Annotated in this window: 18 protein-coding genes, 1 tRNA gene and 3 rRNA genes; 9 read left to right on the plus strand and 13 right to left on the minus strand. The window is 52.3% G+C overall.

All coding sequences use genetic code 11. The features are described from left to right. Window positions 1–47: 47 nt before the first annotated feature. Entirely contained in the window at window positions 48–449 is a 402-nt protein-coding gene (locus tag H4F65_RS12315; protein ID WP_010681533.1) for an ASCH domain-containing protein, read from the minus strand. A gap of 68 nt (window positions 450–517) precedes the next feature. Next, window positions 518–1,663 (minus strand): endonuclease/exonuclease/phosphatase family protein, encoded by a 1,146-nt coding sequence (locus H4F65_RS12320; protein ID WP_010681532.1) that lies wholly within the window; start codon window positions 1,661–1,663, stop codon window positions 518–520. A 315-nt stretch (window positions 1,664–1,978) separates the two neighbouring features. Here H4F65_RS12320 and H4F65_RS12325 point away from each other — a divergent pair, with 315 nt between their 5' ends. The 6 genes from H4F65_RS12325 to H4F65_RS12350 all read left to right on the plus strand — a co-directional run bounded on the left by H4F65_RS12325 (window position 1,979) and on the right by H4F65_RS12350 (window position 7,959). After that, window positions 1,979–2,746, plus strand: a complete 768-nt coding sequence (locus H4F65_RS12325) for an amino acid ABC transporter substrate-binding protein (protein ID WP_010681531.1) — start codon at window positions 1,979–1,981, stop codon at window positions 2,744–2,746. A 42-nt stretch (window positions 2,747–2,788) separates the two neighbouring features. Next, window positions 2,789–3,454 carry an amino acid ABC transporter permease gene (locus H4F65_RS12330; RefSeq protein ID WP_010681530.1) on the plus strand — a complete coding sequence of 222 codons (666 nt, stop codon included), beginning with the start codon at window positions 2,789–2,791 and terminating at the stop codon, window positions 3,452–3,454. Window positions 3,455–3,815: 361 nt separating this feature from the next. Further along, window positions 3,816–4,841, plus strand: coding sequence for an amino acid ABC transporter substrate-binding protein (locus H4F65_RS12335; protein ID WP_005975324.1), 1,026 nt, complete (start codon window positions 3,816–3,818; stop codon window positions 4,839–4,841). A gap of 66 nt (window positions 4,842–4,907) precedes the next feature. Further along, on the plus strand, window positions 4,908–6,086 hold the full coding sequence (locus H4F65_RS12340) for an amino acid ABC transporter permease (RefSeq protein WP_010681529.1): 1,179 nt from the start codon (window positions 4,908–4,910) through the stop codon (window positions 6,084–6,086). 8 nt (window positions 6,087–6,094) lie between these two features. Further along, complete coding sequence (locus H4F65_RS12345; protein WP_039319023.1) at window positions 6,095–7,189, plus strand: amino acid ABC transporter permease; 1,095 nt, start codon at window positions 6,095–6,097, stop codon at window positions 7,187–7,189. 8 nt (window positions 7,190–7,197) lie between these two features. Beyond that, window positions 7,198–7,959 carry an amino acid ABC transporter ATP-binding protein gene (locus H4F65_RS12350; RefSeq protein WP_010681527.1) on the plus strand — a complete coding sequence of 254 codons (762 nt, stop codon included), beginning with the start codon at window positions 7,198–7,200 and terminating at the stop codon, window positions 7,957–7,959. A gap of 279 nt (window positions 7,960–8,238) precedes the next feature. Here H4F65_RS12350 and rrf read toward each other — a convergent pair. The 8 genes from rrf to pepQ form a co-directional block, all read right to left on the minus strand. Then, window positions 8,239–8,354: ribosomal RNA gene (rrf, locus tag H4F65_RS12355) — 5S ribosomal RNA — on the minus strand. A 140-nt stretch (window positions 8,355–8,494) separates the two neighbouring features. Continuing rightward, window positions 8,495–11,401, minus strand: a 23S ribosomal RNA gene (locus H4F65_RS12360). A gap of 227 nt (window positions 11,402–11,628) precedes the next feature. Next, window positions 11,629–11,704, minus strand: a tRNA-Glu gene (locus tag H4F65_RS12365). A gap of 140 nt (window positions 11,705–11,844) precedes the next feature. Beyond that, window positions 11,845–13,386: ribosomal RNA gene (locus H4F65_RS12370) — 16S ribosomal RNA — on the minus strand. The 16S, 23S and 5S rRNA genes sit together here with 1 tRNA gene alongside, the layout of an rRNA operon. Window positions 13,387–13,777: 391 nt before the next feature. Next, complete coding sequence (gene hemG / locus H4F65_RS12375; RefSeq protein ID WP_010283834.1) at window positions 13,778–14,317, minus strand: menaquinone-dependent protoporphyrinogen IX dehydrogenase; 540 nt, start codon at window positions 14,315–14,317, stop codon at window positions 13,778–13,780. 21 nt (window positions 14,318–14,338) lie between these two features. After that, window positions 14,339–15,790, minus strand: coding sequence for a Trk system potassium transporter TrkH (gene trkH, locus H4F65_RS12380; protein ID WP_005973457.1), 1,452 nt, complete (start codon window positions 15,788–15,790; stop codon window positions 14,339–14,341). Between the two features lie 42 nt (window positions 15,791–15,832). Next, the gene (locus tag H4F65_RS12385) at window positions 15,833–16,444 is read right to left on the minus strand and encodes an IMPACT family protein (RefSeq protein WP_010283832.1); all 612 of its coding nucleotides are present in this window, start codon (window positions 16,442–16,444) and stop codon (window positions 15,833–15,835) included. Then, complete coding sequence (gene pepQ, locus H4F65_RS12390; RefSeq protein WP_010283829.1) at window positions 16,444–17,775, minus strand: Xaa-Pro dipeptidase; 1,332 nt, start codon at window positions 17,773–17,775, stop codon at window positions 16,444–16,446. Before pepQ ends, H4F65_RS12385 begins: the two co-directional genes overlap by 1 nt. Window positions 17,776–17,960: 185 nt before the next feature. Here pepQ and fadB point away from each other — a divergent pair, with 185 nt between their 5' ends. Further along, on the plus strand, window positions 17,961–20,150 hold the full coding sequence (gene fadB, locus H4F65_RS12395) for a fatty acid oxidation complex subunit alpha FadB (RefSeq protein WP_010283827.1): 2,190 nt from the start codon (window positions 17,961–17,963) through the stop codon (window positions 20,148–20,150). An 11-nt stretch (window positions 20,151–20,161) separates the two neighbouring features. Beyond that, the gene (gene fadA, locus H4F65_RS12400; RefSeq protein ID WP_010283826.1) at window positions 20,162–21,325 is read left to right on the plus strand and encodes an acetyl-CoA C-acyltransferase FadA; all 1,164 of its coding nucleotides are present in this window, start codon (window positions 20,162–20,164) and stop codon (window positions 21,323–21,325) included. Between the two features lie 97 nt (window positions 21,326–21,422). On the opposite strand, the gene fre is transcribed toward fadA, so the two are convergent. Together fre and ubiD are read right to left on the minus strand one after the other, a co-directional pair. Continuing rightward, window positions 21,423–22,124 (minus strand): NAD(P)H-flavin reductase, encoded by a 702-nt coding sequence (fre, locus tag H4F65_RS12405; RefSeq protein WP_010283824.1) that lies wholly within the window; start codon window positions 22,122–22,124, stop codon window positions 21,423–21,425. 52 nt (window positions 22,125–22,176) lie between these two features. Then, on the minus strand, window positions 22,177–23,673 hold the full coding sequence (gene ubiD, locus H4F65_RS12410) for a 4-hydroxy-3-polyprenylbenzoate decarboxylase (RefSeq protein ID WP_010283822.1): 1,497 nt from the start codon (window positions 23,671–23,673) through the stop codon (window positions 22,177–22,179). Between the two features lie 200 nt (window positions 23,674–23,873). Between ubiD and rfaH the strand changes: the two genes are divergently transcribed. Then, window positions 23,874–24,362, plus strand: coding sequence for a transcription/translation regulatory transformer protein RfaH (gene rfaH, locus H4F65_RS12415; protein WP_010283819.1), 489 nt, complete (start codon window positions 23,874–23,876; stop codon window positions 24,360–24,362). A 143-nt stretch (window positions 24,363–24,505) separates the two neighbouring features. Here rfaH and hemB read toward each other — a convergent pair whose 3' ends face one another. Continuing rightward, on the minus strand, window positions 24,506–25,528 hold the full coding sequence (gene hemB / locus H4F65_RS12420; protein WP_010283816.1) for a porphobilinogen synthase: 1,023 nt from the start codon (window positions 25,526–25,528) through the stop codon (window positions 24,506–24,508). Between the last annotated feature and the right edge of the window lie 8 nt (window positions 25,529–25,536).

Below are 25,536 nucleotides of genomic sequence, written 5' to 3' on the forward strand. Positions count from 1 at the left end.
CGATAAGCGATAAAACACTCTCGACTTGAGCCACGGCGAACCCAGAATCACAACACCTCAACCAGCTCAAACTCTTCAAACACCAGCAGCATATCTGGGGCGAAGGTGCCTTCTCGTTCGAAAAACGTCTGATGGCCTTCGCGCCAGAAAGCCAGGCTTTTGTCGCCTTCGCCTTCTTTCGCTGCCATCTCAGCGGTGACGTCGCAGTAGCGCACCAGCGTTAACGAGCGCGTGCGAATGACGCAGGAAGGCTGTCCGGCACCGTCCAGAACGATATTGTAATCGCCGACCTGTGGCGTTTCCTCGTTTTTGAACATGTGATACGAGCTACAGGTTGCGGTTTTATGCCCTTCGAGTACCAGTTGCAGCAGCTCATCCGCCAGCGCGGGACTGTCGCCAAATGACCAGCGTAGCGCGTCTGGGTATTGCTCTAATCCTTGCTTACTCATTATCTTCCTCTGTTTATATGGCTATGATTGCTTTGTGTTCTCACGCCATGATAGTCATAAAGCGAGCATCAGGTAATATCCACTTCTACCCAGAGCGCGGCATGGTCGGACGCCGCCGTGTCCCATGAGGTGACTTCAGGTAGCGGCGTAACGGGTTCCGCGCCCTCTTTGGCGGCAATCTTGTCGATATTATAAATGCCCCGACGCTCGACGCCCCACTCCACCACCGCCTGATGCAGCGGTGCAGATAAGAAAATGTAGTCCAGTTGGTTTAACCGAGCCCCTTTCTTTCCTCCAGAAAAATAGTAGGTGTAGCGCTCTTTTTCTGGGCGCTCAGGGTCGATAACCGGGTGTAAATCCGACAGAGAAAACAGCGGAGCCAAACTGTGCCAGGGGTTTGACGAATCCTCGTTCAAATCACCGAGAATGACCACGTAATCCTTCTTGAGATCGTAAGTCTGTTGAACAATCTCCGCCACGCGTTCGGCCTGATCGCGGCGTTTCTCTGCCCCACGCAGCCGCTCTTCTTCCGTTTGGCCGCTCTGGCTTTTGAAATGGTTACACAGAATATAAATCGGCTGTTTGAGGCCGGCATCCAGCGTCACTTCGAGACAATCACGGCTAAATACGGGATCGAAGCGCTTTCCGGCATCAAAAATATGCGTGCGGAGCTGGGCAATCCGATAACGCGTCAGGCAGGCGACATCAATACCGCGCGGATCGTTCGGGCTGTCGATCATCACGAACTGGCTGAATTTATCGTCCCCCAGCACCTGATTGTTGAAATCACGCAGGACGTCCATGTTTTCGACTTCAACCGCGCACAGAATATCGGCGTTAAGCAGGGTAATAATCTTGCCCGTATTCTTACGCTGCTGACTGCTGAACTCCTGCGCCTTAAACACGATTTCGCCGATCCAATCCCTACGTCCCCGGCAGCTTTTATTAATTCGGAACCCGGTGCCAGCGTCCTCTTTTTTCCATCGCCCCAACGTGCCTGCATCGGTGCGAATATCAATATAAGGGCGCAGTGCGATAGAAAGGCGGAACACTTTCTCTTTCAGGGCATCATCGTATTGGGGCTGTTCAAGAAGATGCTGAAGCTGCCTGACCTGCTGCAACAAGGCGTCAATCTGTTTGGAATCGGGGAGGTTGAGAATCGCGCTACGGTGGAACAGGTTCTCGACGTTATAGCTGGCGATACGGATCTTCATTGTTGTCTCCTGCTGGGTAGTGGCAAAAGCAATGATGTCCTTTTGAGAATAGAAGCACATTGTGACAGTTGGGCAGCATTCCCGGCAGCAATAGACTTTTTGTTCTTTCACTCAACATGGTTAAAACGTGTTAGACGCACTATATTCACTACAAAAGTAAGACTCGCGACAAAAGTATGCACGCCATGAGTACTATATTCACTTCTGATATAAATAATCACACAACGTGATTTATAAACAGATGTGTTGTCGCGTAGATTCGTTATTAACAAAAGTTATAAGCACATCGCTGCATACCACTCACAGGAATTCATAATGAAAAAAATACGTTTTGCTCTACTGACCAGCGCCCTGCTTGCTACCAGCGTATTCGCTCATGCCGATGACCTTAGCGCCATCAAATCCGCAGGGGTTATCAAGTTCGGGACGGAAGGCACCTACGCGCCTTATACCTATCATGATAAATCGGGTCAGTTGGTTGGTTTCGATGTGGATATTGGCCGTGCGGTGGCAGAAAAGCTCGGTGTGAAAGCTCAGTTTATTGAAGGACGTTGGGACGGTTTAATCGCCGGTATTGATGCCAAGCGCTATGATGCCGTCATCAATCAGGTTGGCGTAACCAAAGAGCGTCAGGTCAAGTATGATTTCTCTAAGCCTTATATCGATTCCAAAGCGGTGCTGGTTGTCCGTGGCGATAACACCACCCTGAAAGATTTCAGCGATCTGAAAGGCAAAAAATCTGCTCAGAGCCTGACCAGTAATTACTCTAAACAAGCCACCAGCTACGGTGCGGACATTGTGCCGACGGACGGCTTTAATCAGTCGCTGGATCTGGTGCTCAGCGGCCGTGCCGACGCCACGTTAAACGACAATCTGTCATTCCTGGATTTCAAAAAGCATAAGCCAGATGCCAACGTGAAGATTGCAGCGACCTCAAAAGACGGCGAGCCTTCCGCAATTCTGGTACGTAAAAATCAGGCTCCGCTGGTGGAAGCATTGAATAAAGCTCTGGATGAAATTAAAGCAGACGGCACCTATAAAACGATATCTATGCGATACTTCGGGGAGGATGTTTCTCAATAATCGCACTGTTATCAGCGCATACCGTTATCGGAGCTCGTTTTCATGCCGCCTTGGCTACAACTCATGGCAGACTCCTTCTGGAGTCTGCTGTCTGCGGGACTTAAATTTACCGTCCCTCTGGCGATTCTGTCTTTCATCTTTGGCTTAGCCCTCGGTATTATCATCGCGCTGGTTCGCCTTTATGGCCCCAAGCCGCTGAAATGGCTGGGTGATTTCTACGTTTGGGTTATCCGTGGCACACCGTTACTGGTGCAGCTTTTCCTGATTTTTTATGGTCTGCCCAGCGCGGGGATTACTCTGGATGCCTTCCCTGCAGCACTTATTGGCTTCACCATCAGCGTGGGCGCTTATAGCTCGGAGATCGTCCGTGGAGCCATTTTGTCTGTCCCGAAAGGCCAATGGAATGCCGCCTATTCTCTCGGCATGAATGGCAGACAGGCGATTCGCTGGGTCATCTTCCCGCAGTCCGTTTTCGTGTCGCTGCCGCCGCTCTCCAATACGTTTATTTCCTTAATCAAGGATACGTCGCTGGCCGCCGTGATCACCGTTCCTGAGATGTTTTTATCGGCTCAGCGCATCGTTTCCGTGACCTATGAACCCTTGATTCTGTATGTCGAGGCTGCGCTGATTTACCTGATGTTTAGCACGGTGCTAAGTCAACTACAGGTTAAGCTCGAAAAGTATTATCAGCGCCACATCACGCACTAATATCTCCCGCATCAGCCCACGCCATCCGCTGGGCTGATGACATTACCGTGTTCCCAAACTCTCCCTGCTCAACAGGCAAACCTGAAGACGCTTCACGATCCTCATTTTGACGCACTAAAAGAGGGCGCATCAGCCTCTTTGCATTTGTCACGGTGCGCGCCTACCTAATTAGAATTACCCACTTAGATCAATAAGCATTCCTTTTCGTCTTCATTATCAAGCAAATAGAAAATTGGCATTTTATTTGCTTTGCTCTGCTCACGTCGGCATCCCGACAGACAGGTAGGGTGCACCTCATTGTGCACCGCAACACAACGGTGTACTGCAACAACAGCAGATAACTCTAGACGCTAGGATGATTATGAAAAGAATAGTGATTTCTACTCTGGTTGCTGGCGCGTCACTCTTTGCCGCAATCAATCAAGCCCATGCGGGTGCAACGCTGGACGCCATTCAGAAGAAAGGATTTGTGCAATGCGGTATCAGTGATGGTTTGCCCGGCTTTTCCTATGCGGACGCCAGCGGCAAATACTCCGGCATTGATGTTGACGTATGCCGCGGCCTTGCTGCCGCCGTATTCGGCGATGCTAATAAAGTTAAATACACGCCGCTGACCGCAAAAGAACGCTTCACTGCGTTGCAATCCGGCGAAGTTGACGTGCTGTCGCGCAACACGACCTGGACCTCTTCCCGCGATGGCGGCATGGGCATGCTCTTTACTGGCGTCACCTACTACGACGGCATTGGCTTTCTGACGCACAACAAAGCGGGCTTAACCAGTGCAAAAGAGCTGGACGGCGCAACCGTCTGTATTCAGGCCGGCACCGATACCGAGCTGAACGTCGCTGACTACTTCAAGACCCATAAAATGCAGTACACCCCCGTCACGTTCGACCGCTCTGATGAAAGCGCCAAAGCGCTGGAGTCTGGCCGCTGCGATACGTTGGCATCAGACCAGTCACAGCTGTACGCACTGCGTATCAAGCTGAGCAAACCCGCTGAATTCATCGTTCTGCCAGAGGTGATTTCCAAGGAGCCGCTGGGCCCGGTGGTACGCCGTGGTGATGAAGAGTGGTTCTCGATCGTACGCTGGACGCTATTCGCTATGCTGAATGCCGAAGAGATGGGTGTGACCTCGAAAAACGTCGATCAACTGGCAGCAAAACCCACCACGCCAGATATGTCTCACCTGCTGGGTCACGAAGGCAGCTACGGTAAAGATCTCAAATTACCGAACGATTGGGCCTTCAAAATCATCAAACAGGTCGGCAACTACGGCGAAATCTTCGAGCGTAATGTCGGTATGGGCAGCGAGTTGAAAATTAAGCGCGGCCTGAACGAGCTGTGGAACAAAGGCGGTATCCAGTACGCGCCAGCGGTACGTTAATTATCAGAGAAACCCGGGCGCAGTGGATCGCTGCGCCCTTCAGCACCCCCGTTTCGAGGTTCAAGCATGCTACAACGCCCAACCGTAAAAGGTGATTTATCACTGACTAATCCAGCGGTGCGCGCCTGGCTGTATCAAATTGTCGTTGTTATCGCGGTATTGGCTGTCGCGGCTTACCTGTTGCACAACACCGTGACCAATCTGTCACAGAGGGGCATCACCTCTGGCTTCGATTTCCTGAATAAAAGCGCCGGCTTTGGCATCGTCCAGCACCTGATTGACTATCAACAAGGCGACACCTACGCTCGCATTTTTCTTGTTGGGCTATTCAATACGCTGCTGGTTTCGGCGCTGTGTATCGTGTTTGCGTCGATTCTCGGCTTCACTGTTGGTCTGGCACGACTGTCCGACAACTGGCTACTACGAAAAATATCTAACGTTTACATCGAGATATTTCGTAATATCCCGCCGCTATTGCAAATCTTCTTCTGGTATTTTGCCGTACTGCGAAATCTACCGGGGCCACGCCAGTCAATTAGCGCCTTTGATGTCGCCTTTCTTAGCAATCGTGGTTTCTATCTGCCCTCTCCTGAATGGGGACCGGGTGCGGCGGCATTTTTTCTTTCTCTCATTATTACGCTAGTGGTGACATGGGGTGTTTTCCGGCGTAACCAGCGCTATCACGCGTCAACCGGTCAGCCACGCAGAACCTGGCCGCTGACGTTAGGCCTGTTACTTGTGCTGTGTGCACTCAGCCACCTGATTTTCGGCCCCGCCTTTCACTGGGATATGCCGGAATTAAAAGGGTTTAACTTCCGCGGCGGCATGGTGTTGATCCCTGAACTGGCGGCATTAACCGTCGCCCTGTCGGTCTACACCTCATCGTTTATCGCCGAGATCATTCGTTCAGGCATCCAATCGGTTTCCCACGGTCAACACGAGGCTGCACGTTCTCTCGGCTTACCGAATCCCGTCACGCTACGCAAAGTGATTCTCCCACAGGCGCTGCGGGTCATCATTCCGCCACTAACCAGCCAGTACCTCAATATTGTGAAGAACTCGTCGCTGGCGGCCGCGATTGGCTATCCCGATATGGTGTCGCTGTTCGCGGGAACGGTGCTGAATCAGACAGGTCAGGCTATCGAAACTATCGCTATTACCATGTCGGTCTACCTCATTATCAGCCTACTGATTTCGCTGCTGATGAACCTGTATAACCGCAAAATCGCGTTAGTCGAACGCTAGAGGACGTCATGACGATGAACCATTATACGCAAGGCCGTCAGTCCCCTCTGTTCAAAGCGATGCAGTGGGCACGGCGTAATCTCTTCTCAAGTATCAGTAATAGCCTGTTAACGCTGTTTTGCCTCTGGCTATTGTGGGTTGCCATACCGCCGCTGCTCAACTGGGCGATCTTTCAGGCTAACTGGATTGGTACAACTCGTAATGACTGTACGCGTGAGGGGGCCTGTTGGGTCTTCATTCATGCCAGATTCGGTCATTTCATGTATGGGCTGTATCCAGCAGAGGAAGTCTGGCGCATCAACTTTGCACTCGCCATCGCGCTACTCAGTATTCTGCCGATGTTCCTGAAAACCATTCCCTATCGCGGACGTTACATTGCCGTCTGGACGGTGGCGTATCCACTTATCGCATGGTGGTTGCTTTACAGCGGTTTTGGCGGGCTCAGCAGAGTAGAAACCTATCAGTGGGGCGGCTTAACGTTGACGTTGATCATCGCCGCCGTGGGTATCGCCGGTGCGTTACCACTTGGCATCTTGCTCGCATTAGGCCGCCGCTCCACGCTGCCGATCGTTCGTATGCTTTCCGTTATCTTCATCGAATTCTGGCGCGGCGTACCGCTCATCACTGTGCTTTTTATGTCATCCGTGATGCTGCCGCTGTTTTTAACGGAAGGCACCACAATCGATAAGCTGCTCAGAGCGCTAGTCGGCGTTATTTTATTCCAGTCCGCCTATGTTGCAGAAGTGGTTCGCGGTGGCTTGCAGGCGCTACCTAAAGGACAGTATGAAGCCGCTGAATCTCTGGGCTTAGGCTATTGGCGCATGCAGGGGCTGGTCATCCTCCCGCAAGCGCTGAAAATGGTTATCCCAGGTCTGGTGAATACCATTATTTCTCTCTTTAAAGACACGAGTCTGGTGATCATCATCGGCCTTTTCGATCTCTTCAGCAGCATCCAACAGGCAACGGTCGATCCCACCTGGCTGGGTATGTCGACAGAAGGCTATGTCTTCGCCGCCATGGTCTATTGGATTTTCTGTTTCAGCATGTCGCGCTATAGCCAACATCTGGAAAATCGTTTTAACACCGGACACAAGTCACACTGAGGCCATCCATGAATCAGACTGCATTAACTCAATCAACCGATCACATGATTACCTTAGAGAATGTGAATAAGTGGTACGGGCAATTTCATGTGCTTAAAGATATTAATTTGCAGGTCCGACAGGGGGAACGCATTGTGCTGTGTGGTCCTTCCGGCTCGGGGAAATCAACCACCATACGCTGCATTAATCATCTTGAAGAACATCAGCAGGGTCGGATTGTTGTTGACGGTATTGAATTGAATAACGATTTACGCAACATCGAAAAAATTCGTACTGAAGTCGGCATGGTTTTTCAACACTTCAATCTGTTTCCGCACTTAACCGTATTGCAAAACTGCACACTGGCGCCATGCTGGGTGCGCCACACACCTAAGAAAGAAGCTGAAGAGTTAGCAATGCACTATCTGGAACGCGTGCGTATTGCCGCCCATGCGCATAAATTTCCGGGGCAGCTATCTGGAGGCCAGCAACAACGCGTGGCCATCGCACGCTCACTGTGCATGAAGCCCAAGATTATGCTGTTTGACGAGCCGACGTCTGCGCTGGATCCTGAAATGGTGAAAGAGGTACTCGATACTATGCTTGGGCTGGCGCAGGACGGGATGACGATGCTCTGCGTCACGCATGAAATGGGGTTCGCAAAAACCGTCGCTGATCGAGTGATCTTTATGGATCAGGGAGAGATCGTGGAACAAGCGCCACCGGATATCTTCTTCTCCAGTCCTCGTTCAGAGCGTACTCAGGCATTTCTCTCACAAATCCTGCACTAATCTGAAGTACTCTGCCTGCGTGTCCTACGCAGGCCTTCCCGAACATCGCCATTATCATGGATCTCACAGCTCGTGTTATCGCATAACTAACGCAAACTGGATGAGGTAGGAAGGTTTCTTCATCCCAAAAGCTGCCCTATGTCCCGTATTTGCTACGGCTATCTATCTGATACACCGTAATAAATCCACAACGGTGAGCAGCAAACCGTTGCACATAATCCCAAATTCCCCATAGCAAAAAGCCCCTGTCTTTCGACAGGGGCTTTCCACTTGTTTGATGCCTGGCAGTTCCCTACTCTCACATGGGGAAGCCCCACACTACCATCGGCGCTACGGCGTTTCACTTCTGAGTTCGGCATGGGGTCAGGTGGGACCACCGCGCTATCGCCGCCAGGCAAATTCTGTTTCATTCCAGCCGTTACTGTGCTGACTTTATCTCTCTTGTCATCACGTAACCACCAGAACCAATCTCTGAACAAGCTGAACATCGTTCTCTATGAGTCTTTCATCACCCACAAAACACCTTCGGTGTTGTAAGGTTAAGCCTCTCGGGTCATTAGTACTGGTTAGCTCAACGTATCGCTACGCTTACACACCCAGCCTATCTACGTCGTCGTCTTCAACGGCCCTTCAGGGGCATCTGGTGCCCAGGGAAGACTCATCTCGAGGCAAGTTTCCCGCTTAGATGCTTTCAGCGGTTATCTCTTCCGCACTTAGCTACCGGGCAATGCAATTGGCATCACAACCCGTACACCAGTGGTGCGTTCACTCCGGTCCTCTCGTACTAGGAGCAACCCCTCTCAATCTTCCAACGCCCACGGCAGATAGGGACCGAACTGTCTCACGACGTTCTAAACCCAGCTCGCGTACCACTTTAAATGGCGAACAGCCATACCCTTGGGACCTACTTCAGCCCCAGGATGTGATGAGCCGACATCGAGGTGCCAAACACCGCCGTCGATATGAACTCTTGGGCGGTATCAGCCTGTTATCCCCGGAGTACCTTTTATCCGTTGAGCGATGGCCCTTCCATTCAGAACCACCGGATCACTAAGACCTGCTTTCGCACCTGCTCGAGCTGTCACTCTCGCAGTCAAGCTAGCTTATGCCTTTGCACTAACCTCCTGATGTCCGACCAGGATTAGCTAACCTTCGTGCTCCTCCGTTACGCTTTGGGAGGAGACCGCCCCAGTCAAACTACCCACCAGACACTGTCCGCAACCCGGATCACGGGTCCACGTTAGAACATCAAACATTAAAGGGTGGTATTTCAAGGTTGGCTCCATGCAGACTGGCGTCCACACTTCAAAGCCTCCCACCTATCCTACACATCAAGGCTCAAGGTTCAGTGTCAAGCTATAGTAAAGGTTCACGGGGTCTTTCCGTCTTGCCGCGGGTACACTGCATCTTCACAGCGAGTTCAATTTCACTGAGTCTCGGGTGGAGACAGCCTGGCCATCATTACGCCATTCGTGCAGGTCGGAACTTACCCGACAAGGAATTTCGCTACCTTAGGACCGTTATAGTTACGGCCGCCGTTTACCGGGGCTTCGATCAAGAGCTTCGCCTTGCGGCTGACCCCATCAATTAACCTTCCGGCACCGGGCAGGCGTCACACCGTATACGTCCACTTTCGTGTTTGCACAGTGCTGTGTTTTTATTAAACAGTTGCAGCCAGCTGGTATCTTCGACTGATTTCAGCTCCATGAGCAAGTCACTTCACTTACCATCAGCGTGCCTTCTCCCGAAGTTACGGCACCATTTTGCCTAGTTCCTTCACCCGAGTTCTCTCAAGCGCCTGAGTATTCTCTACCTGACCACCTGTGTCGGTTTGGGGTACGATTTGATGTTACCTGGAGCTTAGAGGCTTTTCCTGGAAGCGTAGCATCGGTTACTTCATCACCGTAGTGACTCGTCATCACGCCTCAGTGTTAACGATGACCCGGATTTACCAAAGTCATCCACCTTCACGCTTAAACCGGGACAACCGTCGCCCGGATAACCTAGCTTTCTCCGTCCCCCCTTCGCAGTAACACCGAGTACAGGAATATTAACCTGTTTCCCATCGACTACGCTTTTCAGCCTCGCCTTAGGGGTCGACTCACCCTGCCCCGATTAACGTTGGACAGGAACCCTTGGTCTTCCGGCGTGCGGGTTTTTCACCCGCATTATCGTTACTTATGTCAGCATTCGCACTTCTGATACCTCCAGCAGCCCTCACAGGCCACCTTCGCAGGCTTACAGAACGCTCCCCTACCCAACAACACCTAAGTGTCGCTGCCGCAGCTTCGGTGCATGGTTTAGCCCCGTTACATCTTCCGCGCAGGCCGACTCGACCAGTGAGCTATTACGCTTTCTTTAAATGATGGCTGCTTCTAAGCCAACATCCTGGCTGTCTGTGCCTTCCCACATCGTTTCCCACTTAACCATGACTTTGGGACCTTAGCTGGCGGTCTGGGTTGTTTCCCTCTTCACGACGAACGTTAGCACCCGCCGTGTGTCTCCCGTGATAACATTCTTCGGTATTCGTAGTTTGCATCGGGTTGGTAAGTCGGGATGACCCCCTAGCCGAAACAGTGCTCTACCCCCGAAGATGAGTTCACGAGGCGCTACCTAAATAGCTTTCGGGGAGAACCAGCTATCTCCCGGTTTGATTGGCCTTTCACCCCCAGCCACAAGTCATCCGCTAATTTTTCAACATTAGTCGGTTCGGTCCTCCAGTTAGTGTTACCCAACCTTCAACCTGCCCATGGCTAGATCACCGGGTTTCGGGTCTATACCCTGCAACTTAACGCCCAGTTAAGACTCGGTTTCCCTGCGGCTCCCCTATACGGTTAACCTTGCTACAGAATATAAGTCGCTGACCCATTATACAAAAGGTACGCAGTCACCTAACAAGTAGGCTCCCACTGCTTGTACGTACACGGTTTCAGGTTCTATTTCACTCCCCTCGCCGGGGTTCTTTTCGCCTTTCCCTCACGGTACTGGTTCACTATCGGTCAGTCAGGAGTATTTAGCCTTGGAGGATGGTCCCCCCATATTCAGACAGGATGTCACGTGTCCCGCCCTACTCATCGAACTCACAGCTTGTGCATTTTTGTGTACGGGACTATCACCCTTTACTGTGCGACTTTCCAGACGCTTCCACTAACACACAAACTGATTCAGGTTCTGGGCTCCTCCCCGTTCGCTCGCCGCTACTGGGGGAATCTCGGTTGATTTCTTTTCCTCGGGGTACTGAGATGTTTCAGTTCCCCCGGTTCGCCTCATGACACTATGTATTCATGTCATGATAGTGTGTCGAAACACACTGGGTTTCCCCATTCGGGTATCGTCGGGTATAACGCTTCATATCAGCTTACCGACGCTTATCGCAGATTAGCACGCCCTTCATCGCCTCTGACTGCCTAGGCATCCACCGTGTACGCTTAGTCGCTTAACCTCACAACCCGAAGATGTTTCGATTGATTCATCATCGCGCTGCGATTATTTGAGAGACTCATTGACAGGCTGATTCATCATGACCCGCCCGAAGGCAGTCATCAATGTTCAGCTGTCATGTTTCAATTTTCAGCTTGTTCCAGATTGTTAAAGAGCAATATCGTAAACATGACTCCGAAGAATCATCTTTAAGATATTCGTGATAATGTCTTTCACTCATTATCGGATTGGCGTCCCCAAGGGGATTCGAACCCCTGTTACAGCCGTGAAAGGGCAGTGTCCTAGGCCTCTAGACGATGGGGACACGAAAAATCCGCACCAGGTCATAAACCCGGCACGCTCGCGTCAGCATGAGTCTACACTCATGACATCAACAGGTGCGCTTGCTCAGTATTTTCATCAGACAATCTGTGTGAGCACTTCACGCAACACACATCTTCTTGGTAAGGAGGTGATCCAACCGCAGGTTCCCCTACGGTTACCTTGTTACGACTTCACCCCAGTCATGAATCACAAAGTGGTAAGCGCCCTCCCGAAGGTTAAGCTACCTACTTCTTTTGCAACCCACTCCCATGGTGTGACGGGCGGTGTGTACAAGGCCCGGGAACGTATTCACCGTAGCATTCTGATCTACGATTACTAGCGATTCCGACTTCATGGAGTCGAGTTGCAGACTCCAATCCGGACTACGACGTACTTTATGAGGTCCGCTTGCTCTCGCGAGGTCGCTTCTCTTTGTATACGCCATTGTAGCACGTGTGTAGCCCTACTCGTAAGGGCCATGATGACTTGACGTCATCCCCACCTTCCTCCGGTTTATCACCGGCAGTCTCCTTTGAGTTCCCGACCGAATCGCTGGCAACAAAGGATAAGGGTTGCGCTCGTTGCGGGACTTAACCCAACATTTCACAACACGAGCTGACGACAGCCATGCAGCACCTGTCTCACAGTTCCCGAAGGCACTAAGGCATCTCTGCCGAATTCTGTGGATGTCAAGAGTAGGTAAGGTTCTTCGCGTTGCATCGAATTAAACCACATGCTCCACCGCTTGTGCGGGCCCCCGTCAATTCATTTGAGTTTTAACCTTGCGGCCGTACTCCCCAGGCGGTCGATTTAACGCGTTAGCTCCGGAAGCCACGCCTCAAGGGCACAACCTCCAAATCGACATCGTTTACAGCGTGGACTACCAGGGTATCTAATCCTGTTTGCTCCCCACGCTTTCGCACCTGAGCGTCAGTCTTTGTCCAGGGGGCCGCCTTCGCCACCGGTATTCCTCCAGATCTCTACGCATTTCACCGCTACACCTGGAATTCTACCCCCCTCTACAAGACTCTAGCCTGTCAGTTTTGAATGCAGTTCCCAGGTTAAGCCCGGGGATTTCACATCCAACTTAACAGACCGCCTGCGTGCGCTTTACGCCCAGTCATTCCGATTAACGCTTGCACCCTCCGTATTACCGCGGCTGCTGGCACGGAGTTAGCCGGTGCTTCTTCTGCGGGTAACGTCAATCAATAAGGTTATTAACCTTACTGCCTTCCTCCCCGCTGAAAGTGCTTTACAACCCGAAGGCCTTCTTCACACACGCGGCATGGCTGCATCAGGCTTGCGCCCATTGTGCAATATTCCCCACTGCTGCCTCCCGTAGGAGTCTGGACCGTGTCTCAGTTCCAGTGTGGCTGGTCATCCTCTCAGACCAGCTAGGGATCGTCGCCTAGGTGAGCCATTACCTCACCTACTAGCTAATCCCATCTGGGCACATCTGATGGCGAGAGGCCCTAAGGTCCCCCTCTTTGCTCTTGCGAGGTTATGCGGTATTAGCTACCGTTTCCAGTAGTTATCCCCCTCCATCAGGCAGTTTCCCAGACATTACTCACCCGTCCGCCGCTCGTCACCCAAAGAGCAAGCTCTTCTGTGCTACCGCTCGACTTGCATGTGTTAGGCCTGCCGCCAGCGTTCAATCTGAGCCATGATCAAACTCTTCAATTTAAGATTTGTTTGATTTGCTGAACTCGTCAGCGATGCTCAAAGAATTAAAACTGTTTATTCGTAATGAATTTACTGTTGTTCACTCTTCAAGACTTTTTTATATCGTTAAGATACGGTCTTGTGAGTGCCCACACAGATTGTCTGATTAAATTGTTAAAGAGCAGTGCCACTTCATCGGTGGCGCGGGCTGCATATACTATGCTTTTCCGCTGTGAAGTCAAGTCATTACTGACCGCCTTCGGTGAATCTTTTTCCTGTCACCACAACTGCGTGTCGCTGTTGCCGTGTCAGTGGAGGCGCATTATAGGGACTTCTCGGCCACTGACAAGTGCTAAATGCAAAAAAATGACCGAGTGGGGATTTTTTCAGCAAAGCGCATTAAAAGACGCCGTTATGCCGGATTTTTCGCCGCTAATTGAGCGAAATCCTGAGCGAAACGGGAAACCTGCTGCCAGTCTGTATATTCAATCTCTTTAGTGCTGTCTGTTTCCCCCCCAGTGATACGCATAATGAGTTGAATCATTATCCGATCAAACCAGCGGTAGCGTGGGTAGCGTAGAGCGCCAGCAAACACGCAGCACAAATCCGGCTGCCAGGGAGAATTCAGCAGAAATTTACGCGTATAGGCATTGGTTTGTATTGTGCGCTTTTCTGGCTTACGCGCAGTGAGGTTCACGGAGAAGAATGCGCTGGGTAGCTGCTGTAGAGAAGTCAGATGCTTATGGATAAATTGATTTACCGCAGGATGAAAGCGTCCGTATCGAATTGATGCCCCAATCAAGACCTGATCGTATTGGCTCAGATCGATATCATTCGCATTGAGTACGTTAACAACATCGCACTCTAGGGTTCCTTTCAGCGTATTTGCAATATAGGAGGCAATCGCTCTTGTTTGCCCATCCCGACTCGAAAACACGATCAATGCTTTCATTGTTCTTTATCCTTATGGGGACTATTCCCGCCAGAAAGTTGGCGTAAACAGCACTAAAAGCGTGAAGACTTCCAAACGACCAAACAGCATCGTCAGTATCAGAATCCATTTCGCCGTATCATTCATCGAGGTAAAATTCTCAGCGACAACGCCCAGCCCCGGCCCCAGGTTATTCAATGTGGCCGCGACCGCCGCAAACGCGGAGAAATCATCAACACCTGTCGCAATGACGGCCAGCATACTGACAATAAAAACCAGCGCATACGCGGAGAAGAATCCCCACACGGCTTCAAGGATGCGTTCAGGCAACGCCCGATGACCCAGCTTAATCGTATAAACCGCATTCGGATGCACTAACCGCTTAAGCTCACGCGACCCTTGTAAGAAAAGCAGCAGGATACGAATCACTTTCAAGCCGCCCCCGGTTGAGCCCGCACACCCGCCAATAAACGCAGAACACAGAAGCAAAACCGGCAGGAAAAGCGGCCACGATGCGATACTGTCTGTCGTAAACCCTGCCGTTGTCGCCATAGAGACAACCTGGAAAAACGCCTGGTTGATCGTCTGCATCCCGCTGTCATAAACGTGGTGGAACCACAGGACAATCGTACACACGGCCACCAGCGACAGTTGAACAAAGATGAACATGCGGAATTCCGGGTCACGCCAGTATACCTTCAGGCTGCGACCGCTCAGCAGGGCAAAGTGCAAGCCAAAGTTACAGCCGGAAATCAGCAGGAATATCGCGATGATGGTGTTGATCGTTGGACTATTGAAGTAGCCGATACTGGCATCGTGGGTAGAGAATCCTCCGACGGACACCGTAGAGAAGCTGTGGCCAATCGCATCGAATATCGGCATACCCGCCAGCCAAAGCGCGACAGCGCAAGCGATGGTAAGTAAGAGATAAATCAGCCACAGCGTTTTTGCCGTATCGGCAATACGCGGGCGCATTTTGTTTTCCTTCAACGGCCCCGGCATCTCCGCGCGATAAAGCTGCATCCCACCAACACCAAGAATCGGCAGGATGGCAACCGCGAGTACGATGATCCCCATCCCACCAAACCATTGCAGCATTTGTCGATAAAACAGGATGGCTTTAGGCAGTGAATCCAGCCCGACCAGCGTAGTGGCACCCGTTGTCGTTAGGCCAGAGAACGATTCGAAAAAAGCATCCGTTACGCCCAGATTAGGATGTTCAGCAAACAGGAAAGGCAGCGCACCAACGCTTCCCAGCACCGTCCAGAAGAGAACAACGATCAGAAACCCTTCGCGAGATTTCAATTCATGCTTCTGTTTGCGGTTTGGTAACCACAGCATGATGCCAATCGCCAGCGCGACAATAAATGTCTGCGTAAACGCTCGGCCTGCGCCATCGCGGTAAATTAACGCCACCAGTCCGGGAATAACCATTGTCCCGGAAAACAGGATAACCAACTGGCCGACAATACGAGTTATGGCGCGCAAGTGCATCGCAGGGAATTCCTTAATGATTCATAAAAAGCGCTGGGATTATTATGGAACCGGCAATAAATGCAACGCGCCGCGGCTTAAATCACGCAATTTCATTGCCGCCTCCTCGGTTCCCCTAACGGGGATAGAGAACCGCAATACGACTTCCACGCCATACTCACTATGCAGAACTTTTCCACCAAGTTGGAAGATCAGGGATTCCACCTGGGGCAACAGTGCATAGTCACATTGTAAGCCATACTCTTTTTGCAATACTTTCTCTTGCAGCGATAGCAGCTTCAGCGCTTGCTGAACGCCACCGCCATAAGCCTTCACTAATCCACCCGTGCCCAGCGGGATTCCGCCATAGTAGCGTACGACCACAGCCGTAATCTCACCGATACCGCTTCCCATCAGTTGCGACAGCATCGGCTTACCCGCCGTGCCGGAAGGCTCACCATCGTCAGAAAAACCAAGCTGCTGGGAATCGTCAGGTGCACCCGCAACAAACGCCCAGCAGTGGTGACCCGCCGAAGCATGCTCTTCTCTGACATGCTGGATAAACGCTTTTGCCGCGTCGATTCCCGGCGTTGCCGCCAGGATCGTCGTAAAGCGGCTTTTCTTGATTTCCTCGCTGAAGCTCACTGGCGCAGCAGGAATGGGGTACGCTTGCATCAGGCCAGATTCAGGTCGCGGGTCATGTTCTCCACACGCCCGTCATGAATGACAATATTATCCTCAATACGGATACCACCAAACGGTTTCAACGCATCGATTTTTTGCCAGTCAAAGTGCTGACTCAATTCGCCCTCACGCCACGGAGCGAGTAAGGATTCGATGAAGTAGATGCCCGGTTCGATCGTCATGACCATGCCGGGTTCAAGCACACGAGTACAACGCAGATAAGGATGCTGCGACGGTGCTGCCAGATGTGTGCCGCGATCGTCTTGCATAAATCCGGCGACATCATGCACCTGCAAGCCCAGCGGGTGGCCAAGACCGTGCGGCAGGAAAGGCGATGTCAGCCCCTGCTCCACCATGGCCTCTTCGCTGATGTCCCGCACCAGTTGATGTGATTTCAGTAGCTTCGCAATCCGCTGATGCATCTGAATATGGTAATCGGTATAGCGCACTCCCGCCTGAACGGTATCAATCAATGACAGCATTTCCTGATTGAGATCTTTAATCAGCGAGCCAAACGCGCCATCGCTCTGCGCAGAATAGGTACGCGTCAGATCGGCGGCATAGCCGTTATATTCGGCACCCGCATCAATCAGGAAGCTACGGACATCGGAAGGCACCTGATGATCGAGCTGGGTATAGTGCAACACTGCGGCATGTTCATTTAGCGCGATGATATTACCGTAAGGGACATCGATATCACGATGACCAGTGGCCGTCAGATACGCTAGGTTAATATCGAATTCGCTCATCCCGGACAGGAACGCTTCATGCGCCGCCCGGTGACCGACAACGGCGGTCTTCTGCGCTTCACGCATGCAGGCCAGCTCGTAATCCGTTTTATAAGCCCGATGGTAGTGTAGATAATCCAGCACGCCCTGAGGGTTAATATTTTCTGCACGAATCCCCAAATCCTGCGCACGCTGCGGGGCATAGCCGATGTAGGCAACACGTTCGCGCGGCGATGGAAGCAGTTGCCCAATATCATCAGCATTCCGTAGCACGGTAATATCGATGTCTTCAGTCCAAAAACTCTCGGGAACCGGTGCAACGTTATGCCAGTAATCCACCGGCGAGTAGAACCACAGTTTTGGCGGGTTAACGCCGTCAACCCATAGCCAGCAGTTCGGCACCTGCGTGACGGGCACCCAGGCTTTAAATTGCGGGTTAACTTTAAAAGGATAGTCGTGATCGTCCAGAAAAACGGTCAACAGCTCACCAGAGTGAATCAGTAATGCGTCAAGCTGATGGCGCGCTAAAACCGCCTGAGCACGCGCTTGCAGCGTAGCCAGATGGTGATGATATAAAGAAGCCAGCTTTTCCATGAGTATCCTTGTACGTCACGACATGATCTCTCCATTTTAACACAGGCATTCCCCGAGGGCAGCGTCCGGTGCTTTGTGATCGATTCGGCAAAAAATTAATCTCTCGTTTGCAAAACGTTAACATTAAAACCACAATTCGATTATCTGGTCATACCAGATCACTCACACAAACAGCGGAGATAAACATGCTTTATCAAGGTGAATCCCTCTACCTTAACTGGCTTGAGGACGGCATTGCCGAGCTGGTATTTTCTGCCCCTGGCTCCGTAAACAAGCTAGATACCCGCACGGTTGCCAGCCTGGGTAAAGCGTTGGACGCTCTGGCGGAACAGCCAAACCTGAAGGGCTTACTGCTACGTTCTGACAAACCGGCATTTATTGTCGGTGCCGATATCACAGAATTCCTTTCCCTTTTTGCCGCCCCGGCCGAAAAGCTGCATGAATGGCTTGTCTTCGCCAACAACATTTTCAGCCGCCTTGAGGATCTGCCCGTTCCCACGCTGTCTGCCATTAATAGCTATGCGTTGGGCGGCGGATGTGAATGTGTGCTGGCAACCGACTTTCGTTTAGCGACGACAGATGCACGCATCGGGCTGCCTGAGACCAAACTGGGGATCATGCCGGGCTTTGGCGGCACGGTCAGGCTGCCACGCCTGCTGGGCGCGGACAGCGCGCTGGAGATTATCGCCGCAGGCAAAGACATCGGTGCAGCCGATGCTTTAAAAGTGGGACTAGTGCAAGCCGTTGTCGCCAATGACAAGCTGGTTCACGCCGCCATCAAGATGTTGAAACAGGCGATTAATGGCTCACTGGACTGGCAGGCTTACCGACGTCCGAAACTTGAACCGCTGAAGCTCAATAAGATCGAAGCCATGATGAGCTTTACCACCGCCAAAGCGATGGTGCTACAAACTGCGGGCAAGCACTATCCGGCACCGATGCTAGCGGTAAAAACCATCGAAGCTGCCGCGACCATGACACGCGATGACGCATTGCAGCTTGAGACGCAGCACTTCGTTCAACTGGCGCGTTCCAATGAAGCCCGCGCACTCGTCGGCATTTTCCTCAACGATCAGTATGTTAAAAGCAAAGCGAAGAAGCTGGTTGGCGAAACATCCGTACCGCAGCAGGTCGCCGTGCTAGGGGCAGGCATTATGGGCGGCGGCATTGCCTATCAATCTGCGTTCAAAGGCGTGCCGATTCGGATGAAAGATATCAACGAGAAGCCGCTCGCGCTGGGGATGAATGAAGCAGCCAAGCTCCTGAATAAGCAGATGGAACGAGGCAAGCTGGACGGAATGAAAATGGCGACGATTCTGGCCAGTATTCAGCCAACGCTGGATTACGCCGGATTCGAGCGCACCGACATCGTGGTTGAGGCCGTGGTTGAGAACCCGAAAATCAAAGCCAGCGTGTTGGCAGAAACCGAATCGCACGTGAGTGAGAATACGATTCTGGCCTCGAATACCTCAACGATCCCAATCGCTTCACTGGCTGCATCGCTAAAACGACCGCAAAACTTCTGTGGTATGCACTTCTTCAACCCGGTACACCGCATGCCGCTGGTCGAAATCATTCGCGGCCCTCAAACCAGCGACAACACCATCGCCAGCGTGGTGGCTTACGCCAGCAAGATGGGCAAAACGCCAATTGTCGTGAACGACTGCCCTGGATTCTTCGTGAATCGGGTGCTGTTCCCCTATTTTGCTGCGTTTAGCCTATTGCTCAGAGACGGTGCCGATTTCCGCGATATCGATAATGTCATGGAGAAAAAATTCGGTTGGCCGATGGGCCCGGCCTATCTGCTGGACGTTGTCGGTATTGATACCGCTCACCATGCTCAGGCCGTGATGGCTGAGGGCTTCCCACAGCGCATGGCGAAAGACTATCGCGATGCGATTGATGTGCTGTTTGAACACCAGCGTTTCGGGCAAAAGAATGGTCACGGCTTCTACCGTTATCAAACCGATAGCAAGGGAAAACTGCGTAAAGAACAGGATGAGGCTGTAGATGCGATCCTTCAGGACATCAGCCAGCCGAAAAAAGCGTTCAGCGCAGAAGAGATTATCGCCCGCATGATGATCCCGATGATTAATGAAGTCGCTCGCTGTCTGGAAGAAGATATCGTCGCCAGCCCCGCCGAAGCGGACATGGCGCTGGTATATGGGTTAGGTTTCCCTCCCTTCCACGGCGGAGCCTGCCGCTATCTGGATACCTTGGGTAGCGAACGTTATGTCGAGATGGCGCAACAGCTGGCGCACCTCGGCGCCATCTATCAGGTGCCTGACGGCTTGCAGCAAAAAGCCAAAAGCAATGAAGGCTATTATCCGTCGGTCGCGCCACACGCGGACGTTTCTTACGGTCAACCGGCATGAGGACAGGAAATATGGAAAAGGTAGTAATTGTTGATGCCGTACGTACGCCGATGGGGCGATCCAAAGGCGGCGCTTTCCGTCAGGTGAGAGCCGAAGACCTGTCTGCACACCTGATGCGTAGCCTGCTGAGCCGTAACGCGGCGCTGGACGCCCGTGAGATCGATGATATCTATTGGGGATGTGTGCAACAGACGCTGGAGCAAGGCTTCAACGTCGCCCGTAATGCCGCTTTGCTGGCAGAAATTCCGATGAATGTCCCTGCGACCACGGTTAATCGGCTGTGCGGTTCCTCCATGCAGGCGCTCCACGATGCCGCCCGTGCCATTATGGTGGGCGACGCACATGTCTGCTTAATTGGCGGCGTTGAGCATATGGGGCATGTGCCGATGAATCATGGCGTCGATTTTCATCCGGGGCTAAGCCGCATCACGGCTAAAGCTGCGGGTATGATGGGACTGACAGCTGAGATGCTGGCGCGTATGCACAATATTGGTCGTGAGATGCAGGACCAGTTCGCCGCACGTTCGCACCAGCGTGCCCACAGCGCCACCCAGTCAGGAGCGTTTCGTCATGAAATCATCCCCACGGCGGGCCATGATGCAGACGGTGCGTTGCAACGCTTCGATTATGATGAGGTCATTCGTCCAGACACCACCGTCGATAGCCTGGCCGCACTCAAACCGGCATTCGATCCGGTTAACGGTACGGTGACAGCCGCATCGTCCTCGGCGCTATCCGATGGTGCCGCAGCCATGTTGATCATGAGCGAATCCCGCGCGGCATCATTAGGCTTACCGGTACGGGCTCGCATTCGGGCGATGGCCGTCGTTGGCTGCGATCCTTCGATCATGGGTTACGGCCCCGTCCCCGCGACTAAACTGGCATTGAAACGGGCAGGGCTCAGTCTGGCCGATATCGGTATCTTTGAACTGAATGAAGCATTCGCCGCCCAGACGCTACCCTGCATTAAAGATCTGGGGCTGCTGGAACAGTTGGATGAAAAGGTCAATCTCAATGGCGGCGCGATTGCGCTGGGGCACCCGCTCGGTTGCTCAGGCGCACGCATCTCTACCACGTTGATTAATCTGATGGAAGGCCGCGACGCTCAGTTTGGCGTGGCGACGATGTGCATCGGGCTGGGACAAGGCATTGCGACGGTATTTGAGCGCGTCTAAACACAGAAAAGCTCTGCCAGAGCACGACTAGAAACCAAAAATCCCACAGCCGTGGGATTTTTATTTTGCTGCTTATGTCTTTCTGCTATCGACTGCTTTAAATAAACGAAAACGCATCGCTGAACATATGCGCTGTCAGCGCACCGCGCTCGTTACAAAAACGCTCACGTGCAATTTTCGCCATTTCAAAGCGACCAGCAATATAGATATCCTGCTCTGCCAGTGAGCCGTAATCCTGTAATACCGCACTCAGGACTGTTCCCGTTCTGCCATCCCATCCTGCTTCCGGCTGCTCGACTACCGGCACTACGCGCAGATTCGGGTGCTTGGCCGCAAAGCCTTCAAGCTCGGTTAAGTCATACAGATGCTGGGATTCACGTCCACCCCAGTAAATAGCGATATCACGCTCGGGTTGCTGCGCCAGTGCGGTCAGCAGAATAGAACGCACATACGAAAATCCGGTTCCGCCCGCAATCAACACCAAGGGGCGCGTACTCTCTTCCCGCAGCCAGGCTTCGCCGTGCGGGATATCGACCGTCAGGGATTTTTCCTTATGGATGCGTTCCATCACGGCCATCGCGTAAAGATTCAGCTCGGACGCCCCAATGTGCAACTCAATAAAGTTTTTATCCATCGGGGTCGATGCCAGTGAAAAAGGACGTTTATCTCGATCGCCCATCACCACCATCAAATACTGGCCAGCCCGAAAGGAAAACGGCGCTTCAGGTAACAAACGCACACGATAGACCGTATCGGTTATGGCTTCGACCGAAGTCACTTTACAGCTCAATGTTGTCATGCATTCCCTCTATAGGGTCATAAAAGCAAAACTGAGAACAGAGCAGCAGCCGTTAACGCTGGGGCTCTCTGTCACTAAAAATGGCCAGTTCATCCCATATTTCATCAATGCGGGCACAAACCTGTGGGTCTTTCTTGATGGGATGTCCCCACTCGCGCTGCGTCTCGCCAGGCCATTTATTGGTGGCGTCCAGACCCATTTTGGATCCAAGACCAGAAACCGGCGAGGCAAAATCAAGGTAATCTATCGGCGTATTTTCTACTAATACCGTATCGCGCGCCGGATCCATACGCGTCGTGATCGCCCATATGACGTCGTTCCAGTCACGCGCATTAACGTCATCATCGCAGACAATGACAAATTTCGTATACATGAACTGGCGTAAAAAAGACCAAACGCCCATCATGACGCGTTTAGCATGGCCAGGGTACTGTTTCTTCATGGTAACGACCGCCAGACGGTAAGAGCAACCCTCCGGTGGCAAATAAAAATCAACAATCTCAGGAAACTGCTTTTGCAGGATCGGCACGAAAACTTCGTTCAACGCCACGCCCAAAACAGCAGGTTCGTCCGGTGGCCGGCCGGTGTAAGTCGAGTGATAAATGGCATTCTGGCGCTGAGTAATATGCGTGACGGTAAAGACCGGGAAGTGATCGACTTCATTGTAATAGCCGGTATGGTCACCATAAGGCCCTTCCGCTGCCATTTCTCCGGGTTCAATATAGCCTTCCAGAACAATTTCCGCACTGGCGGGAACTTCCAAATCGTTCGACAGACACTTCACCACTTCGGTCTTATGCCCGCGCAGCAAACCCGCAAAAGCATATTCTGATAGCGTATCAGGGACAGGCGTCACCGCACCGAGGATCGTCGCGGGGTCAGCGCCCAATGCGACAGACACCGGAAAGCGCTGCCCCGGATTTTCCTGACACCATTCCTGGAAATCCAATGCGCCGCCGCGATGAGATAGCCAGCGCATGATCAGTTTGTTTTTACCCAGTACCTGCTGGCGATAGATCCCCAGATTCTGCCGCTCTTTATGCGGCCCGCGCGTTACGGTGAGCCCCCAGGTAATCAGCGGAGCAGCATCTTCCGGCCAGCACTGCATCACCGGAATCCGGCGCAGGTCAACATCATCCCCCCGCCAAATCTGTTCCTGACACGGCGCAGAAGACAGACGCTTCGTCGGCATATTCAGTACCTGACGGAACTTCGGCATTTTATCCACCAGATCGCGGAACCCCTTGGGCGGCTCCGGCTCTTTCAGAAACGCCAGCAGCTTGCCCACCTCACGCAATGCGCTGACGTCTTCCTGCCCCATTCCCAATGCAACACGTTTCGGCGTGCCAAATAAATTGCACAGCACCGGCATGTCATAGCCTTTGGGGTTCTCAAACAGGAGCGCAGGGCCTTCCGCACGCAGCGTTCGGTCGGCAATTTCCGTCATTTCAAGGTAGGGATCGATGGGCTGGGTAATGCGTTTCAACTCCCCTCTCTCTTCCAGCAGCGAGAGGAATTCGCGTAAGTCACGGTATTTCATGCTATTCATCGGGGGCAGTCTATCGTTCTGGCTATTATAAAGTCTCTTCGCCAACCTGTCGCTTCCTGCAACGCCTATTTATAGTAAGAATCTGCTCACTATCAAGACTCCGATCGCCAAAATGTGGTAACAAAAATATCTGCCGAAAATTTTTTATCCGTGCTCGCTTTTGTTATGCTTGCTCGTCGGAATCATAAGTCTGCGAAATTATGGAAGCTTGGTACTTACTGTATTGTAAACGTGGTCAACTGCTGCGTGCGAAAGAGCATCTGGAACGTCAGGATGTCACCTGCGTGAGCCCGATGATCACGCTGGATAAGATCGTTCGTGGTAAACGAACGGAAGTGTGTGAACCGCTGTTCCCGAACTACCTGTTTGTGGAGTTCGACCCCGAACGCATCCACACCACCACCATCAGCGCGACGCGCGGGGTGAGCAACTTTGTGCGATTCGGTGCACTGCCCGCTACCATTCCGCAGCAGGTTATCGATGAATTGTCACTTCGCCCTGTTCAGGGAATCATTGACCCACTGACGCCACAGCCCGGCGATAGCGTGGTCATTACCGACGGTATTTTCTCTGGTCTTCAGGCTATCTACACCGAGCCTGACGGCGAAGCCCGCTCGATGCTGTTGCTGAATATGTTGAATAAACAGGTCAGACAGAGCATCGATAACCGCGAGTTTCGCAAAGCCTAGTCCTTGTAAAATATAATCCTTTTAAAACATAGCCCTTTGAAAAAATAGTCTTTCGAAAAATGTAGCCCTTCGAAAAGCTTAGCTCGACGTTCCTTGTCCGTTCGCCCTATCCGGCGCGCTTGCCGCGCCGGATGAGAACAGACTTAGCGCTGCATATGCTGATCGTGCAGCCACTGTGCGACACGCTTGGCAAAATAGGTCAGCACACCATCTGCACCCGCGCGTTTAAAGCACAGCAGAGACTCCATCACTACTGGCTGCTCTTGCAGCCAACCATTCTGAATTGCCGCCATGTGCATCGCGTACTCACCAGATACCTGATAAGCAAACGTCGGCACGCCGAAGGTATCTTTGACACGACGCACCACGTCCAGATATGGCATCCCCGGTTTGACCATCACCATATCTGCACCTTCCTGCAAATCCTGCGCAATTTCTTGCAAGGCTTCATCGCTGTTAGCCGGATCCATCTGGTAGGTTTTCTTGTTGCCACCTTTCAGATTGCCAGCTGAGCCCACGGCGTCACGGAAAGGCCCGTAATAGCACGACGCATACTTAGCCGAGTACGCCATGATCTGGGTATTGATCAGGTTCTGCGCTTCGAGGGTGTCGCGAATAGCGCCGATGCGACCGTCCATCATGTCGCTAGGCGCAATAATTTCGGCTCCAGCTTCCGCGTGGGACAACGCCTGACGCACCAAAATCTCCTTGGTGACGTCGTTAATCACATAGCCATCTGCATCGATAATCCCGTCCTGCCCGTGCGTGGTATAGGGATCGAGCGCCACATCCGTCAGCAAACCCAGCTCTGGGACGGCGTCTTTCAATGCGCGAATTGTGCGAGGAACCAGACCATCCGGGTTATAGGCTTCTTCGGCATAGAGCGATTTCTTATCCGCTTCAATAACGGGGAACAGCGACAGCACCGGAACGCCGAGCTTAGCGATCTCTTCGGCTTCTTTCAGAAGCACGTCGATAGTCATCCGGTATACCCCCGGCATTGAAGGCACTTCCTGACGATGATTTGTCCCTTCCATCACGAAAACGGGATAAATCAAATCATTCACCGTCAGTTGATTCTCAGCAACAAGGCGGCGGCTGAAATCATGGCGGCGAATGCGACGCATACGTCGGCCGGGGAAAGTGCCGGGAAAAGCAGTGCTCATGTCATTAT

Origin of the sequence: Pectobacterium brasiliense, from assembly GCF_016950255.1 — a bacterium.
Lineage (GTDB): Bacteria > Pseudomonadota > Gammaproteobacteria > Enterobacterales > Enterobacteriaceae > Pectobacterium > Pectobacterium brasiliense.

Bases quoted from the DNA above. Each gene is read 5' to 3' on its own strand.
- H4F65_RS12315 (WP_010681533.1), bottom strand. From the start codon at position 449: ATGAGTAAGCAAGGATTAGAGCAATACCCAGACGCGCTACGCTGGTCA.
- H4F65_RS12320 (WP_010681532.1), bottom strand. From the start codon at position 1,663: ATGAAGATCCGTATCGCCAGCTATAACGTCGAGAACCTGTTCCACCGT.
- H4F65_RS12325 (WP_010681531.1), top strand. From the start codon at position 1,979: ATGAAAAAAATACGTTTTGCTCTACTGACCAGCGCCCTGCTTGCTACC.
- H4F65_RS12330 (WP_010681530.1), top strand. From the start codon at position 2,789: ATGCCGCCTTGGCTACAACTCATGGCAGACTCCTTCTGGAGTCTGCTG.
- H4F65_RS12335 (WP_005975324.1), top strand. From the start codon at position 3,816: ATGAAAAGAATAGTGATTTCTACTCTGGTTGCTGGCGCGTCACTCTTT.
- H4F65_RS12340 (WP_010681529.1), top strand. From the start codon at position 4,908: ATGCTACAACGCCCAACCGTAAAAGGTGATTTATCACTGACTAATCCA.
- H4F65_RS12345 (WP_039319023.1), top strand. From the start codon at position 6,095: ATGACGATGAACCATTATACGCAAGGCCGTCAGTCCCCTCTGTTCAAA.
- H4F65_RS12350 (WP_010681527.1), top strand. From the start codon at position 7,198: ATGAATCAGACTGCATTAACTCAATCAACCGATCACATGATTACCTTA.
- hemG (WP_010283834.1), bottom strand. From the start codon at position 14,317: ATGAAAGCATTGATCGTGTTTTCGAGTCGGGATGGGCAAACAAGAGCG.
- trkH (WP_005973457.1), bottom strand. From the start codon at position 15,790: ATGCACTTGCGCGCCATAACTCGTATTGTCGGCCAGTTGGTTATCCTG.
- H4F65_RS12385 (WP_010283832.1), bottom strand. From the start codon at position 16,444: ATGCAAGCGTACCCCATTCCTGCTGCGCCAGTGAGCTTCAGCGAGGAA.
- pepQ (WP_010283829.1), bottom strand. From the start codon at position 17,775: ATGGAAAAGCTGGCTTCTTTATATCATCACCATCTGGCTACGCTGCAA.
- fadB (WP_010283827.1), top strand. From the start codon at position 17,961: ATGCTTTATCAAGGTGAATCCCTCTACCTTAACTGGCTTGAGGACGGC.
- fadA (WP_010283826.1), top strand. From the start codon at position 20,162: ATGGAAAAGGTAGTAATTGTTGATGCCGTACGTACGCCGATGGGGCGA.
- fre (WP_010283824.1), bottom strand. From the start codon at position 22,124: ATGACAACATTGAGCTGTAAAGTGACTTCGGTCGAAGCCATAACCGAT.
- ubiD (WP_010283822.1), bottom strand. From the start codon at position 23,673: ATGAATAGCATGAAATACCGTGACTTACGCGAATTCCTCTCGCTGCTG.
- rfaH (WP_010283819.1), top strand. From the start codon at position 23,874: ATGGAAGCTTGGTACTTACTGTATTGTAAACGTGGTCAACTGCTGCGT.
- hemB (WP_010283816.1), bottom strand. From the start codon at position 25,528: ATGAGCACTGCTTTTCCCGGCACTTTCCCCGGCCGACGTATGCGTCGC.